At 45.9% G+C, this 20,648-nt stretch carries 10 protein-coding genes and 1 pseudogene; 10 read left to right on the top strand and 1 reads right to left on the bottom strand.

Annotated elements, in window-relative coordinates; all coding sequences use genetic code 11:
• Positions 1–177 precede the first annotated feature (177 nt).
• The 4 genes and pseudogenes from brnQ (at position 178) to HP567_RS28720 (ending at position 6,334) form a co-directional block, all read left to right on the top strand.
• Positions 178–1,524, top strand: a complete 1,347-nt coding sequence (gene brnQ, locus HP567_RS28735) for a branched-chain amino acid transport system II carrier protein (protein WP_173611087.1) — start codon at positions 178–180, stop codon at positions 1,522–1,524.
• A gap of 203 nt (positions 1,525–1,727) precedes the next feature.
• A pseudogene (locus tag HP567_RS28730) lies at positions 1,728–1,955 on the top strand (2OG-Fe(II) oxygenase); the annotation flags it as partial.
• A gap of 277 nt (positions 1,956–2,232) precedes the next feature.
• Positions 2,233–3,825: a sensor domain-containing diguanylate cyclase gene (locus HP567_RS28725; protein WP_173611088.1), complete on the top strand. Its 1,593-nt coding sequence runs from the start codon at positions 2,233–2,235 to the stop codon at positions 3,823–3,825.
• 202 nt (positions 3,826–4,027) lie between these two features.
• A complete protein-coding gene (locus HP567_RS28720; protein WP_173611089.1) occupies positions 4,028–6,334 on the top strand; it encodes a S9 family peptidase in 2,307 nt (768 codons plus the stop codon).
• Between the two features lie 67 nt (positions 6,335–6,401).
• On the opposite strand, the gene HP567_RS28715 is transcribed toward HP567_RS28720, so the two are convergent.
• Entirely contained in the window at positions 6,402–7,475 is a 1,074-nt protein-coding gene (locus tag HP567_RS28715) for an RDD family protein (RefSeq protein ID WP_173611090.1), read from the bottom strand.
• 137 nt (positions 7,476–7,612) lie between these two features.
• Between HP567_RS28715 and HP567_RS28710 the strand changes: the two genes are divergently transcribed.
• The 6 genes from HP567_RS28710 to HP567_RS28680 all read left to right on the top strand — a co-directional run bounded on the left by HP567_RS28710 (position 7,613) and on the right by HP567_RS28680 (position 20,014).
• Complete coding sequence (locus HP567_RS28710) at positions 7,613–8,731, top strand: hypothetical protein (RefSeq protein ID WP_173611091.1); 1,119 nt, start codon at positions 7,613–7,615, stop codon at positions 8,729–8,731.
• Between the two features lie 242 nt (positions 8,732–8,973).
• Positions 8,974–11,544, top strand: coding sequence for a LuxR C-terminal-related transcriptional regulator (locus tag HP567_RS29915; protein ID WP_173611092.1), 2,571 nt, complete (start codon positions 8,974–8,976; stop codon positions 11,542–11,544).
• Between the two features lie 310 nt (positions 11,545–11,854).
• Positions 11,855–12,535, top strand: a complete 681-nt coding sequence (locus HP567_RS28695; RefSeq protein WP_172142293.1) for a response regulator transcription factor — start codon at positions 11,855–11,857, stop codon at positions 12,533–12,535.
• Positions 12,532–14,316: a sensor histidine kinase gene (locus tag HP567_RS28690; protein ID WP_173611093.1), complete on the top strand. Its 1,785-nt coding sequence runs from the start codon at positions 12,532–12,534 to the stop codon at positions 14,314–14,316. The genes HP567_RS28695 and HP567_RS28690 overlap by 4 nt, the downstream gene beginning before the upstream one ends.
• Complete coding sequence (locus tag HP567_RS28685) at positions 14,297–14,824, top strand: hypothetical protein (RefSeq protein WP_173611094.1); 528 nt, start codon at positions 14,297–14,299, stop codon at positions 14,822–14,824. The genes HP567_RS28690 and HP567_RS28685 overlap by 20 nt, the downstream gene beginning before the upstream one ends.
• A 225-nt stretch (positions 14,825–15,049) precedes the next feature.
• Positions 15,050–20,014, top strand: coding sequence for an Ig-like domain-containing protein (locus HP567_RS28680; RefSeq protein WP_173611095.1), 4,965 nt, complete (start codon positions 15,050–15,052; stop codon positions 20,012–20,014).
• Positions 20,015–20,648 lie beyond the last annotated feature (634 nt).

Below are 20,648 nucleotides of genomic sequence, written 5' to 3'. Positions count from 1 at the left end.
TGGTTTTTTGACAACTCGGAGTGTCTTTCTCTTGCGAGCGGTGCTTTGAGTTATCATGTGTTTGAAAAGAATGTTTATTTGGAGTATAGTATCAGAATGAATAAATGAGGGTTGGGTTAGCAGCCATCTGCATGAGCATGTAAGAATGAGAGATAGAGAATAATTAGGAGGATTGTTGTGTCACAGAAAGCACCAGTTTCTTTTGTAGTTACGATCGGATTCATGTTATTTGCTTTGTTTTTTGGAGCGGGTAATTTAATTTTTCCACCAATGCTTGGCCAATTAGCAGGAACAAATGTATGGATAGCCAATGCAGGTTTTTTGGTTACAGGGGTTGGGTTGCCTTTGCTAGCAATCACAGCCTTTGTTTATTCGGGAGTAGACGACTTGCGCTCCTTAGCCAGTCGCGTGCATCCCGTATTCGGAATGGTATTCACCGTTGTTCTGTATCTAGCAATCGGTCCGTTTTTTGCGATACCTAGATCAGGCAATGTATCGTTTGATATTGGGATAAAGCCTTTCCTATCAGAACAGGCAGGTTCGGCACCGCTGATTCTATTTACCATCGTGTTTTTCACAATTGCCTGCTTCTTATCGCTCAATCCTATGAAAATTATCCATGTAGTCGGAAAAATCTTAACTCCGATTAAATTAACATTTATCGGAATTATTGCAGTAACGGCTATTCTTTATCCAATTGGAGCCCTTCAAGCCCCGCAAGCAGATTACACATCCCATGTATTTTTCAAGGGTTTTCAAGAAGGGTATTTAACATTGGATGCGCTTGTCGCTTTTGTTTTTGGAATGATCATTGTGAATGCGATTAAAGAAAAAGGGGTTACTGCCAAAAAACAAGTTTTGGCTACGTGTGCTAAAGCAACAATGATAGCCGGTTTACTTCTCGCTCTTTTCTATACCGCACTTTCCTTTATGGGTGCCTCTAGTGTAGAAAAGTTGGGCCACTTAGAAAATGGCGCTGAGGTTTTGGCGAAAGTTTCGAATTACTACTTTGGTTCTTATGGTGCCATTTTATTGGGATTAATGATTACAGTGGCATGCTTGACTACAAGCGTTGGGCTTATTACAGCCTGCTCTTCGTTTTTTCATTCCTTGTTTCCAAAGATCTCTTACAAAAAATTCGCGGTTATTTTGTCTGTTTTCAGTACACTCGTTGCCAATATTGGATTAACGCAACTCATTAAGGTTTCCGTTCCGATCTTAATGACGATGTATCCGATTGCGATCTCGTTACTCTTCATGACGTTTCTGCACAAAGCATTCAAGGGCCGGCCAGAAGTGTATCAAGGAAGTTTACTTTTGACTTTTCTGATTAGTCTGTTTGATGGCTTAAAGGCTGCTGGACTCGAAAACAGTTTTGCCCATCATTTTTTTACTCAGTACCTTCCAATGTATGACGTAGGTTTGGGCTGGGTGCTGCCTTCTCTAATAGGTGGGGTTTGCGGATACATGATCAGTGTTTTCCGGAAGAATTTGTACCACGTTCAAAAACAAAAAGAGGCATGAGAATAGCTTTTCACAGATGCTACTTAGCCAGAGTATTTACAAACCCGTCCCTTCCCATATAGGAGACGGGTTTTGTTCATAATGAAGGTGCTTTTTCTATAGTTAAAAATGTTTGTGCTTTTCAAAAGTTTGTTGATTGGATTTACCCATTTTATGGTATTCTATTTTTTGCGACGGATGTCATATATATGGGGTGCATAGGGATGATAGGGCACACGACAGGGAAAGAAAGGACGATATTTGACCATACCGGAAATAGGATCAAGACAGAAGATGGAGAGATTCGAATTCTTGCCAAATATGAGGAACCGCTGGTTGTCGTGTTAGGAAATGTGCTTAGTGATCACGAATGCGATGAGCTAATCGAACATTCTCGAGAACGATTGCGACGCTCAAAAATAGGCGAAGATCGTTCAGTCAATTCTATTCGAGGAATCAGGAATTAAACGAGTTCACTTTGCATGCAGGTGCACAAGTGATCCATGGGGAAAAGTGGGTTGCAACGATGTGGATGAGAAGACAAAGCTTTCGGGTCTCCTAGATAATGTTGTAATACAAACCACCACCTGACAAAGGTGGATTTTTTATGTCCCCAAGCCAAGATCGTTGCTTGAACTTTCTTGTATACTTGAAATGAATATTATCAAGTGTTAGACTATTTTTTATTTATTGCCTAACTGCTATATGCCAAATACAAGGGGGCATCCAATGCCTGTCTTACTAAAAAGAGCAAACCGCCCGAAAAAGATTAGTCTAGTGACACTTTTAACAGGACTAGTCTCTTTATCCGTTGTCTTGACTGTTACTATCCTCCTTATCTCATTCTATCAATCCAAAAAACAGGCACTGATTAACACGACTTTGACCTTAAATCATACGAGTGCAATCAAAATGAGTCATACCCTAGATGCTTTGATTAAATCCATGCGCAGTAGCTTACAGTATTCGGCAAGCACCTTTTCCAATCGGAACGAGATGAATGCGGATGAGGTATATTCCAAGCTTGAGTTGATCCGTCGTACAAACAACTATTTTAATTCGGTTACCGTGGTAGATGAAACGGGGCGTGTTCAAAGTGTGTCTCCCGGATCTATTGGTACAGTAGGAAGCTATGTTAAAACGGAAACGGCGAAAACGGCATTAGCTTTAAAAAAGCCATACATTTCCAAACCTTACGTAACATCAAGTACGAAGCGACTCATTGTATTGATGAGCGAACCCATATTTGATAAAGATGGGATTTACCGGGGGCTTATCGGGGGAACGATTTATCTTCACGAGGATAACATTTTGAATACGATCTTTGGAAGTAATCCAACAGACGAACTAGGTTCCTCTTTTTACATCGTAGGATCTGATGGTCATTTGTTGTTCCACCGTGATCCAAACCGGATCGGAGAGGATATCAGTGCCAATCCAGCCGTACGCAAGCTGATTCAAGGGAAAAGCGGCTATGAACAGATCGTCAACTTGAGGGGACAGACGGTATTAGCCGCGTACGTAAAGGTTCCGGCGAATGACTGGGGTGTCGTTGTCGTGTCACCTATCAGTGTTGTTCAAGAACAATTAAATCGTGATATTCAATCCGTGTTGTTGTATACGTTGCCCCCCTTTTTATTATTAATGTTAGTTGTGATCGGGCTTGCCCGCAAAGTGGCGAAACCTTTCGTATCCTTGGCCAATCTTGTGAGTAAGGCCGGGAGAGAAGAGGTGGAACTCTCTGAGGGTAGCCAGCATTGGAATCGGGAGGCCGAGCTGTTATCTCGTGCCATTCACTTTGCCTTGAGCGATATCAAAAAGCAGACGGAGCAATTGGCCCATGATGCTCGAACAGATCCTTTGACAGGGCTAACGAACCGAAGGACGCTCGAGGAAACCATGCAAAAATGGATGGTGGAGCAAATCCCTTTTTCTATTATGATGATGGACCTTGATCGATTTAAAGCTATTAATGACACATATGGCCATCCGGCTGGAGATGAAGTATTGAGGCATTTTGCGAAAATCATTTCTTCCTCAATTCGGCCTGACGATGTCAGCTGTCGCTTTGGGGGTGAAGAATTTGTTGTCCTTGTTTCCCATGCTGGCTTGGAGGAGGCCTATCAGGTGGCCGAACGAATACGCCAAGCCTTAGAAACAAGCACAAACCCAATCGGACAGCGGCTAACCGTGTCACTAGGCATTGCGCACTATCCTTCTCATGCTGTTACTGCTGAAGATCTGCTACATGTAGCAGACGAGGCTATGTACAAGGCGAAGAGATCAGGTAGAAATCAAACGATGATAGCGGAAGCGGAGTAATCTATGTTAGAGCGAAGAGGCGAGAGATCGCCTCTTTCTTTTTGAAAATAAATTACGTGTCAGGTGCTAAAAAAGCAAATTCGGAGATATATTATCCCGCTTTTTACATATGCATGTAGCAAATGGATAAATAAGGAAAAATTTTGTTCAAAAATGTGAAGCACATGATTCTTGTATCTCACTTTGAAAGAGGGGGATTGACATGGAGAATGTTGTCACATGGGAACAGTATGAGAGGGCAAAACGCTTGCATCCCACCAATTATTACGACGCCGTATTCAATGCTTTTGTCAGGCCGCGGTGGATTAGCGGGAGTCAGTTCTGGTACATCCGTGAAATACGTCTGGAAAAGGGTACTGGGAGGCAATATGTGATCGTGGATGCTGAACAGAATACGAGTCAGCCAGCATTCGATCACGAACGACTAGCTGTCTGTTTGTCAGATAGTGCAGGCAAAACGTATGATGCAGAAACATTGCCACTTGGGGAACTTATGTTTACCCAGAGTGGATCGGCATTCCAGTTTGAGGTGGGCGGTACTGTTTGGAGCTGTGATTTACAGGAATACAACTGCAAGCCCTTACATCATTTTAAAAAGCCGTCGATGGATGAACTGCCGTCTCCAGATGGAAAATGGGTGGCGTTCGTATATGATCACAACTTGTATGTTCGCTCACTCGAAACCGGAAGGCGTATCAGGCTAACCCATGACGGCAAGGCATACTATGATTACGGAACCCAACCTGAATGTCGGCTCTCGACAGTGGCGGAGCGATTGAATGGCAGTAAGTCTCCTCCAGTGGTGATTTGGTCACCCGATTCCAAGATGCTGCTGACCCACCGTCTTGACCAAAGAAAGGTACGTGAGATGCACCTGATCCAATCTGTTCCGAAAGGGGAAGGAGTCAGACCGGTACTGCACTCGTACCGTTATCCACTCGTTGGCGATCAACACGTACCTTTGGCTGAGCTGGTCATCTGTCATCTGGAAAGGCGAACCACAGTCCGGATTGAAAGCGAGCCTTTACTGGCATGTCCAGTCTCACCCCTCACTCCGGGGATGCAAATGGCTGGATGGTCATCCGACAGTAAACAGATCTATATCACCCGGATGTCCCGTGATGCCCGCTCTGTCGATTTTTCCGTAGCGGATGCTTGCTCCGGTGAGGTTTGCACGTTACTGCGGGAAGAAAGCGATACGTTTTTGAACCAAGACCTGCATAATCTCGGAGCTTCCAATCCGAATATTCGATTATTGGCCGACGGTTCGTTCATCTGGCATTCAGAGCGTGATGGATGGAGCCACCTCTACCATTGTGATGGCAAAACGGGAGAGATTCGCAATCCGATCACATCGGGTCCCTGGACGGTACGTAGGCTGATGGCAGTGGACGAGCAGCAGGGATGGGTGTATATCACCGGAGGAGGGCTAGAAGAGGGGCGCGATCCTTACTATCAACATCTGTATCGTGTTCGCCTGGATGGAACTGGTCTGTCGTTGCTGACGCCAGAGGATGCAGAGCATGATGTTGTGTTTTCTCCCACTATGAAGTATTTCGTCGATACGTTTTCGCGAGTTGATTTACCGCCTGTTACTGTCCTCCGTTCGGTAGATGGTAGCTTGATTCGCGAATTGGAGTACGCTGATGTGGAAATGCTGCTCGAGATGGGGTACCAATTTCCAGAAAGGATTACCGTCAAAGCACGAGACGGCGTTACCGATCTTTATGGGGTGATGCTGCGCCCATTCCCGTTTGATCCTTCCCGCAAATATCCGGTTGTCGATTACATTTACGGGGGACCACAGATCATCAATACACCAAAAGCTTTCGCACTCGATCCCGGCCGAAGCCATGACCCGCTGGGGGGTGGGCAATCATTGGCGCAATTGGGCTTTGTCGTATTGATCCTGGATGGAATGGGAACACCTTATCGTTCGAAAGCGTTCCATGACATCTCAGACGGAAAATTGGAGGAAGCAGGAGGCTTACTTGACCATGTAACAGCGGTTAGGGAATTGGCAGAGCGCTACCCATTTGTGGATGTTGACCGGGTAGGTATCTGGGGATCGTCAGGGGGAGGTTACGCTTCGACAAGGGCCATGCTCTCATTTCCTGACTGTTACAAGGTTGCTGTTTCCGCGAGTGGGAATCATGATCAACGGCTGTATATAGCAGCATGGGCAGAACGTTATCAAGGGCTGTATGATCCAGTCTTGTACAGAGATCAAGACAATGCTCGTCTAGCAGCGAATCTGGTAGGAAAGCTCTTGTTGGTGAGTGGGGATATGGATGAAAATGTGCATCCTTCCCAAACAATTCGGATGGCGGATGCATTGATTAAAGCGGATAAAGATTTTGACATGTTGATTTTGCCCAACCGACATCACGGATTTTCTTTGGAACCGTACTTTATCCGCAGAAAATGGGAGTATTTTGTACGGCACTTGATGAGAGCAGAACCTCCATGGGGGAATCAGGTAGCCAACAAAAAGGCCAGTGAGGAATAAAAACTGAAAAATGTTTCTGATTACCGGGAAGAAGCCACCTGATGAAGGTGGCTTCTGTGTTCTGTCGCTATTTTACCTCGCGAAAACTTGCACTGACCTTTTGCAGTTCTTGCTTGAGGGACTCGAACCTTTTTTCTTCTGTCCAAGCCATGATTTGATGAAAATGCGTAGGCGTTTCGACCAATGTCACAATATAAGCGACCTTAATGCCGTCTACTTCGCCTTTGGCATTGAATTGGGTGGCCACCTGATTGTCGACTACCGTACGAATCTGTTTATCAATGGATACATTTTCTACTGCCTCTTGAAGGTTCGCTTCAATGGCTTGGGCATAATCTTGAAGTGTGAATGAACTATCTAGATCCTGTTTCGATTCTGACAGGACCAATACATACTTTTCGCTAAAACGATTGGAGATTTCTATATCTGCTTCATCGTGAAGGGTGGAATCCTTGCTCCAATCCGAAGGGGCTGTTATTTGAAACTTTTTATCCTTGCTATAGAAAATTTCTTCGGAAGGCGTTCTTGAAGCGAGACTGATTATCCCAAAAATCATGCCAATGATGGATAAAACGGCTACGATGGAAAAGACAACAGCGAGTACGGTTGTTTGCTTTTTGCTGACGTTGTTCAGATCCTTCACTTTCACGACGTATGTATTCGCTGCCAGATCGCCTAACCGTTGTCTTTTGTCGGAAGCCAACACACAGATACCGGCCGGCAACCCGCCTAGAAGAAATACATTTGCTTCGAATAGACGAATGAGGGAACGGATAAATGATTTCCATAACCCCGGTGGCCGTCCTTCCTCATTGACAGCAATGATGCGGAACGTAAATTTTCCGATCGTATATCCGGTAAGTCCTTCTAACAGTACATAATAAGAACATAGGATAATGGCGGCTAGGATGAAGAAATAGAGACTGTTGGCGTCTTTGGTGATGGAAACCCCAAGCGAGAGAAAGCCGGTTAGAAAACAAGCGAGAAGAATATAATCAAGAACATGGGCTCCCCATCTCGTGAAAAAAATCGTCGCCCTGTCATACGATTTCGATAAATCTCCCATGTTTTTTGGTGGCTCTTGCTGGGCGAGAGGAGAAAACTCTGTCGGTACCGATGATGATGGTGGTTGTTGCTCCAATTTTGTGCACCTCCTGAAGAAATGTAAACATGTTACATTTAACCATTTTGAAAATTGTATTGTCAATTGTTGACGGTTAGAATGGAAAAAGATGAGCAAGGTGTGGCTATCCCATTCCAGGGAGAGGAGAATCGCATATGGAAATCAACCAAATACCCGAGCAATTGCCATTGATCAAACATGCCAAAGACCTCTGGGGCTCTTTTGCATACAGCAAATGTAAGGATGCATACGGTTATGACAAAAACGGGCTGAAAAGATACGCCTTGATCGTTCAGCTTCAATACGATCAGACTGTGACGGAAGCAGACAAGGAGCTCCTGTACTATTTGATGAGCCAAGAGATTGAGATGCATAAGTCTCATCCGTATCAGGGATTTTATGAATCGATGGACATCGTGGCTTATTTGTTGGCGAAATGCAAGGATGTTACCCATATCCCACTTTTTGAACGGGCAAAATTAAGCAATTTTGATACCTACTATGGTTTTGATACCGAGTATATCATTTCGGCGGGGATTGAAGAGGCGATCGCGTATATCGAAGAGAACGATCTGTGCCGAACCAGCTCTTTCTTTCAGGATAAGAGAGAGGAGCTGGCAACGATGTATACGCCTGAACATATGGAGCGATGGTTTCAATCCAAGGCGAGGAATTACCCAGCCAATCTCGAGGATGAGTCCTTGATTACATTAATGGACAGAGCCTGCGATTTCGGTAACATGGCAGAAGCCAGAAAATTACTGGAGAAGCTAGAGGAGCAGCTCGGCTCTGACAAAAAGAATTATTCTCTGCTGTATCATCAGGCAAAACAATTGGAAGAGTACGACAAGGCACTTCACTATCTCATACAAGATCTCCCGGAACAGAAAGATTCGTTTAACAAGGTATTCCTTTGGCTAAAAATGGCCGAAATCCATTTGCTCAAGCAGGATTGGGTCCAGGCTTTTGCGAGCGTCAAGCAGTGCGAACCAGAGCTCAAACTCTTTTCTTCCTGGAGGAGTGCCGGTTTGGGCAGAAGCTTGAGCGAGACCTTGTTGGATATCAGCTTGAAGGCAAAGGATAGTAACGAGACTTTGGCTAGAGAAGCGTACCGCTGGGCTGATCAGATGTTGAAATCGACAAACAACTACAGCAGTAATGTTTTGAGAAAGGCGCACCAGTGTGCCAAGGTGCTGCAACTCAAACAGGATAAAAGGCTGTACAGTAAAAAAGTCGCGATAGAAGCCAGACGAATCAACAGAATGATTAGATGACGCAAAGGAAACCCGACATCTGCGATAGTTGGGTTTTTCTCTGTTTGGATGCAACGTTCATAAAAAAAATACCCACGCAGGGATCACTTTGCTGTATCTTTAATCTGAGCAATATTTCCTATCATAATATGATCTCTTTTTCCCCCGTTAGCCAACCTCATCGCGCTTCCGGTCATCGATAGAAAGGCTACTTTCCATGTTTCCTTCATGAATGTCATTTTACTTCTAGGCAGGAGATGCGTATGGATTTATTAACGTACAGTCCACTTATTGCAACCAAACTTCATGTTCCGAAGTATGGTTCGGACTTGTTACTTCGGCGTCAGATATTGAAAGAAATCGATGAAGCGGGCGCCGCAAGATTGATTCTCGTGTGCGCACCAGCCGGCTTCGGTAAAACGACAGCAGTCAGTCAATGGACGCAAAATTCCGGCAAACCGACCGGTTGGATCTCCCTGGATGAATCAGATAATGATCCCGTGCGCTTTTGGCGATATTTTGCCAGAGCAATTGATATGGCACAGGAAGGCTCGGGCAAAGAATCTTCCTCGGTGCTTCACCCACAGTACACGGCTTCTGCTGAGCAGTTGATGTCTGTGCTGCTCGAGGAAATTGCGGGGTTTGATCGTGACTTTTATCTGGTATTGGACGATTACCACCTCATAAAGGAGCCTTCCATCCATGAAGGATTGCAGACACTGATCCAGCATGCTTCCTTGTATATGCATGTCGTCCTGATTACGCGGGAGGAACCTCCTTTTGCCCTACACCGTCTACGTGTCCGGAAACAGTTGAAGCAACTGGGCTCAGACACTCTTCGGTTCAATGAGGAGGAGTGCCGGCGCTTATTCCGCGAGCAACTGGGTCTGAGTTTGTCAGAACAAGCCATTGGCTTGCTGAGCAAACGAACGGAGGGATGGGTGGCCGGTTTGCAGTTAGCAGCCTTGTCTATGCAAGGAAAACCAGAAGCATCAAAGGTCATTCATCAATTTTCCGGTAATGACAAGTATGTCGGGGACTATTTGACGGAAGAAGTATTGAAAAGACTTCCAGAAAAGGTGCAGATGTTTTTGTTGAAAACGTCCATACTGCCGCGTCTGACAGGAGATCTATGTGCAGCCGTTACCGGAGAGCCGGACGCTCACGACATCCTTCGTATGCTGGAGAGGACGAATTCATTTGTTATCGCACTTGATGGCGTAAATGAGTGGTATCGTTATCACCATTTGTTCGCAGAACTTCTGCTTTCCCACGTAAGGAAAACATATAACGAACTGCTTCCTGCCCTACATATCTCTGCAAGCTGTTGGTTTGAAAGTCACGGGTGGATCATGGAGGCGACTGAGCATGCGTTTCTCGGAAAAGATTGGAACCGGGCGAGCCGTTTAATCGTCACACATGCGCCGTGGATGTTGAAACAGTACGAAAATATTACACTGCGCAGATGGATGAAATACTTTGATGCGTCCTGGTTGGAAAGCAACCCCGAGCTGTGCATTGCTTTTGCCTGGCTGCATGCTGTGTCCAATGAAATTGATCAGGCGGAAATCCTCCTTCAATTGGCTGACGAAGCAACACGGATGAATCATGGGAGCTATGACGACTGCCGAGTAGAAATGTGTGTGCTTCGGGGTTATATCGAAGTGATGCGGGGAAATGTAGACCTTTCCCTCAAATATATGGAAGAATCGGTTCACATGAAGCCTAAATTCAGCCGCTACTTCATCGTCGGCATTGAACTGAATTCGGATGAGCCATACGTCCTGCGCAGTCGTGTGGCCTTGAGCGGGTATTTGTCCAACGTGAATGAATACTATCCAAAACTAAGGGCGATCTGGAAGCACAGTGGTCTTGGTATATTGGCCTATGGTTCTATTGTTTTGGGTGAGCTTTATTATGAGCAAAATGATTTTGAGCAGCTGAAATATTTCGTACCGCGTGCGATACAATTAGGCACAATCTCTTTGAACTTTGGTGTATTGGTACCGGTTTATCTGACTTTGGCTCGATGGAGAAAAGCAGAGCATCGTAGCCAGGAGATGTGGCTAGCCATGGAGGAAATCACTTCGCTATGCCGCCAGCATGATGCGCCTCCTCATTGGATGGCTTTTGTAGAAACGTTCCGCGTCCGATTATGGATCGAAGAAAATCGACGGGAAGAAATAGAAAAATGGGCCGAGCCCTATACCAAAATGAATGTAGATATTATCGCTTCCCGGCATGAATTTGAGAGAATGACGTTGGCCCGGGTATACATCTATTTAAAAAACGACAGTGCAGCCATCATGCTGCTAACCAGCTTAAAGCACGAGGCGGAAATAAAGGATCGGCTCGGGAGTCGGATTGAAGCCTTTCTTCTGCTCAGTCAAGCTTACATGATCCAAAAACAGCAGCATGAAGCGATAGAGTGTATGCGCATGGCGGTGACGTTAGCCGCGCCAGAAGGCTATGTCCGCACTTTTTTGGATGAAGGTCCCGGTGTTGCCAAAATGCTTTATTCGCTCTATAAAAGCAAAAACGTATCCAAGCAAGAGATGGTTTATCTTTCGATGCTGCTCAAAAGCGTGGAGAAGGAATTTCCTACGCTTGATATTCAAATCCGGGTATCCCCTTCCTTGGAAAAATTGACGGAAAGAGAGTCGGAAGTACTGGCACTGATTGGTGAAGGGTTGTCCAACTCGGAGATTGCGGACAAGCTGCATCTCACACTAGGGACGGTAAAAGGGCATGTGCATCAGATTTTTAGCAAGCTCCAGGTAAAAAATCGTGCACAAGCAATCGTCAGATTAAGAGAAAGTGAGCTCGATCATTAGAATCCCCCCGCCGATACGGAGGCCACTGAAAAAGTCCACTCTTTCAAGACCAACAAAATAACGAAAGAAAAACGAGTCTATAGAATCAATTCTAAGGCTCGTTTTGTATGTTTTCAGTGGCCTAAGTCATTTGTTTTCTTTGGAAATCCATCTCATGTACACACAACGGTCACATCAGCCATCTATACTCATCTTGTAAAACCAAGGTTGGCGGTCATGGAATGGTGACGGTGAGAAACGGATTCGTATGTTTCACGATAAATTGGTAATCTATGCAATAAATGCACAACCACGAGTAAGGAGTGCGGAAATGAAACGGAAAGTGTTACTCGTAGAGGACGACGAGCTCATACGTGAATTTGTATCGGATTATTTTAAAAAAGAAGCTTGGGAAGTGTACGAAGCGCAGCACGGTAAAATGGCGATGGAGCTTTTCGCTCTGCACTCTGTCGATTTAGTTGTGTTAGATATCATGATGCCCGAGATGGATGGCTGGTCGGTGTGCAGAAAAATCCGCCAACAATCCGACATTCCCATCATGATCATTACAGCAAGAGTAGACGACGATGACCAGTTGATGGGTTTTGAGCTTGGCGCAGACGAATATGTCACCAAACCGTTTAGCCCAAAAGTATTAGTGGCCCGTGCCAAAGCTCTGATGAAAAGAGCAGAGGGGAGCATCGGGAGGGGAGATGATATCGCTCAGTTTGGAGCATTGACGGTAAACAAACGAGCTCACACTGTCACGATTGCCGGCGTCCCGGTTTCATTGACACCAAAAGAGTATGAGCTGCTTCTGTTCTTCATCAAGCATGAAGGGACGGTCTTGTCCCGAGATAGCATATTGAATGGGGTTTGGGGGATGGACTACTTTGGCGACCATCGCACCGTTGATACCCATGTGAAAAAACTGCGGGCCAAGTTGGATACAGAGCAGCATCTGATTCAGACGATGATCCGTTTTGGATATAAGTTTGAGGCAAAGCGATGAAACGAGTTCGACTAAACGTTGTGACAAAATTATTTGCCGCCACTTTTGTTTTTGTCTTTTTGCTCTACGCTTTGATATTGATAGGGGAAAAATTTTTCTTTGAGCGCTTTTATCTAAATGCGAAAGTAAGCGAGCTCTCGCAAGCAATGGCATCTTTCCCAGATGAGTACGCCAAACTCCCTCCCGACAAGCACAAGCTGGATAAGCTGGTGGGTACATTGATGAATCGCACAGATGCCAGCATCGCGATCGTAGATGAGCAGCTCAGGCAATTGAATCTCGACCCCTATTTTCTGGAAATGAAAGTAGCAAATAAAAATCAAGTGATTACCTTACCGCTAAAAGAAATGAAAAGCACCGATCTTCCTGAAGGACTCCATGTTGGAGACACGATTACCATCGACGGAATCTATATGGATGAGAAGAATACGATCATGAAGCCGATACGGATTGCGAGGCAAAGTCCATCCACAAATGTGACCGAAAATGGACTAACCCGGGTTACGGCAGTTATTTCTGAACTCATGCTGCCTAGTCAGCAGCGGGCACATAACCCTTTTTATCAGGATTCTCTCGTAGCTGATCAAATCGGACCATGGCTGACGCAGCAATCCGACGAGATTACACAGATGAAAAGCGGATCATTCATCCAGCGGAAGTGGACTGATCCGTGGAGTGGTGTAAACTATGCCATCGTGATTCATCGATTCTCCGATCAGGGCGGGGCGAATTACATACTGGCGGTGACGACGTTGCAACCAGTGAGCGATGCGGTAAGTATGCTGACCAGCTATTCCCTATACGCGACGCCAGTCATCCTCGTCATCTTACTGCTGCTGTCCTTTGTCTTTTCGAAGATCATCACGCAACCATTAGTTACGTTGAGTCATTCCGCTTCACGTATGGCTAATCTGGACTTCACAGAACTTGCTTCGATTCATTCGCGGGATGAATTCGGTGAGCTCTCTCGCCATCTGAATACGTTAGCGGGTAAGCTGGATCAGACATTAAAAGATCTGAAAAGTGCCAATGTCACTCTTCGCGAGGATTTAGAGCATAAGGAAAAAATGGAGCAGCTTCGCAAAGAATTGATTGCAAACATCTCTCATGAACTCAAGACCCCGCTTGGCATTGTGAAGGGCTTTGCGGAAGGATTAAAAGATGATGTCGCACATGAAAAGCGGGAGCGATACATGGACGTCATTTTAAGCGAAGTCGACAAGATGAACGAGCTCATTATGGATATGCTGGAGTTGTCCAAATTCGAAGCCAAAGCCATTTTGCTTCGTAGACAATCTTTTCCCGTATCGGAAATAATAGATCGCGTAGCCGCTTCCTTTCAACTACAGCTGGCAAACAAGCAGGTACGACTACGGCTCGCCTTACCTGAAGAGATCAACGTATGGGCAGATCCAAGACGTATCGAGCAAGTGATTGTGAATTTGCTCGGCAATGCGGTCCGGCACGCCAATCCATCAAGTGAGATTCGAATTACCGGGGTTCGCGAGCGGGAGTGCATCCGGTTTCGAATCGAAAATGAAGGAGCGCACATCCCAGACGACCAACTAACGCGGATATGGGAGCAATTTTATCGAGTAGATAGCTCTCGCTGGCGGAAAACTGGCGGCACGGGTCTCGGATTAGCGATCTGTAAACACATCCTCGATCTGCATGGTAGTGATTATGATGCGGAAAATACCGTGAATGGAGTCGCTTTTTCCTTCACGTTGGTTGAAAATGAAAACAAAGGTGGAAATGACAATGAATTTGAAAAAGAATAATATGAAAAACTTACTGGCTGTATTGGTTCTATCACTCGTTACTAGTGCTTGTGGCACACCGGTTCCTTCAGAATCGACTGGTCAAGTGCCGCAGCAAGTTCCTCAGGAAAACAAAGAAAACACGGAGAAACAACCGGAGAAAGTTGCACAAGACATTGCCGCAGAACAGCAGGAAAAAGAAATTCTCGTCGTGGTCGACCAGGAACCGAAACCCATCGAGGGGAATAGCTTCGATTTCTTTATTGAAAAGCTTCCTGCCGGCTATTCGTTAGCTAGCATGCAGTGGAAGTCTGAGAAAACTGACATCGTAAGCACTACAGAGCAAGCGATCAAAAACGACACAGAAGGTATCTCTGGTGGGAATGGCTTTTACATCAGTGGCAATGGACAGTTCACCGGTTTCTTTTACAAGGATGAGTTGAAAGGGGAAAAGGGGAAATTGATCTTGGTCTTTCAAAATGAGCAAGGCAATAAAAAGACATGGGAGAAGGAGCTAATCCTTAAATAACGCCCGCTAAATTGGAACCCCATTTTTGGGGGTTCTTTTTGTTTGCAACAGTACGGTGGGTTTTTTTATTGAAAAAAATCAATCACGAAAAGACATAACTTTAGTTAGTATTTTTTGCAAAAGACTGTTGTTACCATATTTTTGTTTCACCCAGATGTTTTGCTGGGGGAATGTGTCGACAGTAGGGGGAGTTGAAATGAAGAAGGAAGGAGGACAACGTTATTGATGAAAAGAATGATGGCTCGTTTGTTGGTATTTACTTTGCTGTTTGCAATTGTCCAACCTATGCTTATTCAAGAAAAAGCCAACGCAGCGGAACTTCTAGAGATTGGAGTAGAGGCAGACAAGTTCGTGGATGCGTTTGGTGCCTATCCTGATGGCTTGGATTATCAGGGTGTTCCCAATACGCTGATCGTCGGCTATGCGCGAGACTCTGGTGGGGATTATGGGGCTGCGAATGCTGCTCTACGTTTTGACCTGAGCGGCGTGAAAAGTGAGAGGAAAATTCAGTCTGCTGTTCTGAAAATTTATGTGCATAAGGTAGAAGCAACAGGCGGAGATATGCCTTTCATTGATCTATGGGGCTCGTTTGATGACAATTGGAACGATGATTTTGCGACTGTGCTACCTTCGTATCAGGAAAGAATCATAACAAATGAGTTTATTCCTACTAATTTCACAGGGTGGAAATCGTTTGATGTAACCAGCTTTGTCATGAGTAATATTCCAGACAAAAAAGCTACCTTTGTTTTAAGAGGAAGACAAACAGCACCACCTGTTCCTGTCTTGTATCAGCCTCAAATCATTTTCTACGACAAAAGAAATGTTAGCTATGCTTCACAGCTAGAAATCACGTATGCTCTTAACACTCCACCAACCGATATCCTCTTATCGTCCAATTCGATTCCCGAAAACAATCAAATAGGAGCGGTAGTTGGTACGCTTTCGGCAGTAGATCCTGATCAAGGAGACACCGCTTCGTTCCATATTCAAAACCCTACGGTGCCATTTACTGTTGACGGAAATCAACTGAAGGCGACAGAAACGTTTGATTTTGAAACGAGCTCGACTTACGCTGTACCGATCACCGCAACAGACTCGGCTGGCAATATATTCACCAAGGTGATGAACATCCAAGTGACGGATGTAGATGAACCACCAACGACAGCAACGGTTACCATCAATGGTGGTGCTGCGTTTACGAATTCACCAAATGTGACGCTCACCATGGCCCATGATGATCCTGACGCAGCCCAGCCCGAATATCGTTTGACGAACGTGGAAGGCGGTCCTTGGAGCGAATGGAAGTCGTTTGCGACACCTGTAATGTGGACCTTTACGACAAACGAAGGGACCAAAACGATCTTCATGGAGCTGCGTGACGGAACAGGAACTGTCCTGAAAGCGCAGGATAGCATTGTGCTGGATATAACACCTCCGGCAGGGACTATCGAGATTAATAATGGGAACGTAGCCACTTCATCAGAAAAGGTGGAGCTTACCATTCTGGGAAGTGATGCGAACGGCCCTGTAGAAGTGATGTTGTCGAATGATAACAGCTTTACAGGTAGCTGGATACCTGTTCCTGTCAACAACAAGCTGGAATGGAACTTGGCTAGCGGAGATGGGCAAAAAACGGTCTACGCGAAGTTCCGTGATGGTGCAGGGAATATGTATTATACATCTGGTACCATCGTGTTGGACAAAACGCCACCTGTTGTGACAGGGGTAGCGAATGGCAGCTTCTACACGGCAGATGTCACACCTGTCTTCGACGACGGCACAGCAACATTGAATGGTGCTCCTTTTGTCAGCGGCACAAAGGTGAGTGTGGAGGGCAAGTATACGCTGGTAGTGACGGATACAGCGGGGAATACGACTACGGTAACCTTTACCCTGGATAAAACCGCGCCGACTGGAACACTTGCGATCAATAACGGAGCCACTCATACGAATAACCAAGATGTCATTTTGCAAATCGATGCCACTGACGTTTCCAGCAGGGTGAAAATGAAGCTGTCCAACGATAACATCAGCTGGAGTGCGCTAGAGGATGTGGCGACCGCCAAGTCTTGGAAGCTAACAAATGGGGATGGACAGAAAACGGTCTATCTACAGTTGATCGACGAAGCTGGCAACACTCATGATTTACAGACAACAATTACACTCGATACGGTTGCGCCTGTAGTCACAGGGGTAGAGAACAACAAGCTGTACAATCAGAGTGTGACGATCAGCTTCAACGAAGGAAAGGCGACCTTGAACGGAAAGACGATAGCTGACGGAGAAATCGTCAATGACGATGGCGCTTATACGCTGATTGTCACGGATGAAGCGGGCAATACAGCAATGCTTGCATTTTCGATTGATCAAACGAAGCCGTCGGGCAGTCTCAAGATCAATGGTGACGCCGATTATACCAATACACTTACAACCACATTACAAATTGCCGTTACCGATTTCAGCAATGAACTACAGATGCGCTTTTCCCATGATACGAGCGATCCAGCCAATTGGACTGCTTGGGAAACGCTGACCACAACAAAGGCGTGGAACTTGCTGACGGGGGACGGAACCAAGTCGGTTTCCATGGAAGTAAAGGACAAAGCAGGGAATATAGCCAGCTTTACCGATGAGATCACACTCGATATGACCAGCCCTACGGGGGCTTTTGAGATCAATCAAGGTCAATCGTATACCAACACGAGCAAGGTTACGTTGAGTGTGGAGTCGGCTGATACTCATGGTGTGGAAATGCGCTTGTCGAATGACAACCTGACGTGGAGCGATTGGAAAACAGCGCCGACAAAAGGCGACGTTCCATGGGAACTAAGCGGTGGTGATGGAACCAAAACGGTCTATCTCGAGCTGAGAGATCCGGCAGGAAACCAAGTGGCCCTTCAAAAGCAAATCACGCTGGATTCCACTGGACCAGTCGTCACAGGAGTCGCCCAGGACGGTGTCTATGCGAGCGACGTAACGATTACCTTCAGCGAGGGAACAGCATTCCTGAACGGCAATCCGTTTACGAGCGGTTCGGTCGTCACTGCGGAAGGATCGTATGAGTTGGTCGTCACAGATGATGCGCAAAATCGCACGACGATTCGTTTCACGCTGGATAAAACACCACCGGCTGGAACGCTCAGCATTGATAACGGAGCCGAATTTGCGAAAACAGAAGACGTTACACTGCAACTCACTGCGTCGGGAAATCCAGGCGACATCGAAATGGCGATCGCTAACGCCGATGACAATTCGGGTACGTGGGAGCGTTTTGCGGAGTCAAAAGCATGGAAGCTGGCTGATGGCAGTACAAACGGCACCAAAACGGTCTATGTCAAGCTGCGGGACAAAGCGGGAAATGTCACAAAGCTAAGTGATACGATTGAACTTGATGTGGTGGCGCCGACTGGAACCGTCACGATTAATAACGGAGACAATTCCACCAAGTCACGTGATGTTACGCTCTCCATCACAGCGAACGACAGTACGAGTGATGTACAAATCCGCTTTGCCAATGGTGACAACGACTGGAGCAATTGGGAGGCAGTAACTGCGACCAAAGCATGGCAGTTGAAGTCCGGTGATGGAACCAAGACGGTCGAAATGCAGATCGCAGACAGGGCAGGGCACATCACAACCGTGTCCGATACGATTGAGCTGGATGCAGATGCGCCCGTTGTTTCTGGAGTCGAGGATAAAGGCATTTACAAAGATGACGTGACAATCACATTCAACGAAGGAACCGCGACGTTGAACGGTGCCCCGTTTGCAAGTGGCGACCGGGTAACAAGTGAAGGCAAGCATGAACTGCGGGTCCTCGATGCTTCTGGAAACGAAACCAAGATCACGTTTACTTTGGATAAAACCGCACCGACAGGAACATTCGTCATCAACAATGATGATCGTCTAACCAGCTCCACCAGCGTGAGACTGCATGTTACTGCTTCGGACAACTTGGGAGATGTCGAGATGCGTATCTCCAATGACCAAGGCAAGTGGAGCAGCTGGGAAAAGGTGACGGGAACAGTACCGTGGAGCTTAACGTATGGCAATGGGATGAAAAAAGTTTTGATCCAGCTTCGCGACCAGGCAGGAAACACCGTCGAACTGGATGATTCCATTGAGCTATACGTGCCAAATGTGCCGAATCCACCAACAGGAGAGCCGGTCACCGGAGTTGAGCTGGAGGAAGAGGAGTTAACGCTGCGTGTTGGTGATACAGAAAGCCTTCGAGCTACTGTAAAACCAACAAATGCTACCAACAAACGAGTCAAGTGGGAAAGCAGCGACTCTGAGATCGTCGAGGTAAATGAGGAAGGCAAGATCAAGGCTGTAGCTCCTGGAACTGCGACGATTACAGTGACGACTGTGGACGGGAACAAAACCGATTCGGTGGAGGTCACCGTTAAGGGAATACCTACCTTCCAGTTGGAAACAAACGAACCGTCCTTCTGGATGAAGCCGAGAGTAACCACAACCTTACGAGTTTATAAGGTAGAAGGCAAAAAACGCAAGGATATCACGAGAGACAAAAATGTTGAATACGACACGGAAAACGGGTTGGTTACCGTCAAGCAGGGTCGCATTACGGCGGGCAAAGAAGAGGGAGAAGACATCGTTACCGTTCGCTATATGGGCGAGGAACTGGAGATTCCGGTGACGGTTTCTAAGAAAACGATTCGTTCGTTGACGACTTCCTTCAAGGATTTGGTGCTGGAGATCGATGAGGAGAAGCAGCTAACGCTGACAGCCGTCTTCAATGACAAGAACACGGAAGAGGTGACAGAGAAAGCGACTTGGTCCTCTAGCGACGATGAGGTCATCGAAGTAACAAAAGAGGGAAAAGTGACAGCGCTGGCTGAAGGGAAGGCTGTCATTACTGCAAAATACGGCGGTAAAAAGGTAACCAATCGCGTGCTCGTCGTAGAGGAAAAGAAAGTGAAAGATTTGCGAGTATCGCGCTCTTCGCTAAGCTTGAAGGCAGACAATACTGGAGAGATCGTCCTGTATGCGGTCTATGAAAATAGATACGAGGAGATCGTCACCAAAGATGCCGAATGGACAGTGGAAGATCCTGAGATTGCGACTGTAGAAAATGGTGTCGTGACCGCACTGGAATCTGGTAAAACGACCATTACAGTGGAATACGGCGGCGAGACCATTACGATTCACATTACAGTCAGGTAAATAAAAAGGGGCTGTTCGATCTACCGTGGAGGGCAGCCCCTTTTCCATTCTGTTTTAAAAGGTGAAGAAAGATGGAAAATGCACTCATTGCTTTTGCAAGTAGCATCCTGATTGGGGCAATTTTTTTCGGGATCTTATGGTGGGAAGGCTCGTGGTTCAGTCTTCGATTTACGAAGTGGTACTTTGGTATATTATTTGCAGTCTCGATAGTAGTAGGAGGGTATACCCTTTTTCAAGGTTAATGGAAAAATAGACATGTTCAGCCTTCTCAGGTATCGATGAATTTCTACACCAGCCTACCCGAGAAGGTAAACATGTCTATTTTTGTTTTATAATAAACCAATGGATACGCTATGATTTGACATAAAATTCAGATATGGTATAATGTACCTAATTGGTAATCTATTACATTTTATACTTTGATTAGGAAATAGTTCCGAAAATTTCCCTCTTCCTAGTAGAATCTGAAGCTGCCTTTCCACGATTCGAAGGAACAATTTGCCATTCAATTGCAATACTGTCCTGCATAGGTGTTTCATACTCAACAGTATTCCAAACACTACTCCACTTTTTCACGAATTCATAGCAATTCGATTCACTTACCTTCCCGTTCACATCTCGTTTGTAGCCGCTT

This window comes from Brevibacillus sp. M2.1A (assembly GCF_013284355.2).
Classification (GTDB): Bacteria; Bacillota; Bacilli; order Brevibacillales; family Brevibacillaceae; genus Brevibacillus.
Note: the sequence above shows the minus strand (reverse complement) of the source record. Positions and strands in the feature narration are given on the sequence as shown.

Coding starts and splice junctions, on each gene's coding strand:
- HP567_RS28725 (WP_173611088.1), top strand. CDS start 2,233: ATGCCTGTCTTACTAAAAAGAGCAAACCGCCCGAAAAAGATTAGTCTA.
- HP567_RS28720 (WP_173611089.1), top strand. CDS start 4,028: ATGGAGAATGTTGTCACATGGGAACAGTATGAGAGGGCAAAACGCTTG.
- HP567_RS28710 (WP_173611091.1), top strand. CDS start 7,613: ATGGAAATCAACCAAATACCCGAGCAATTGCCATTGATCAAACATGCC.
- HP567_RS29915 (WP_173611092.1), top strand. CDS start 8,974: ATGGATTTATTAACGTACAGTCCACTTATTGCAACCAAACTTCATGTT.
- HP567_RS28695 (WP_172142293.1), top strand. CDS start 11,855: ATGAAACGGAAAGTGTTACTCGTAGAGGACGACGAGCTCATACGTGAA.
- HP567_RS28690 (WP_173611093.1), top strand. CDS start 12,532: ATGAAACGAGTTCGACTAAACGTTGTGACAAAATTATTTGCCGCCACT.
- HP567_RS28685 (WP_173611094.1), top strand. CDS start 14,297: ATGAATTTGAAAAAGAATAATATGAAAAACTTACTGGCTGTATTGGTT.
- HP567_RS28680 (WP_173611095.1), top strand. CDS start 15,050: ATGAAAAGAATGATGGCTCGTTTGTTGGTATTTACTTTGCTGTTTGCA.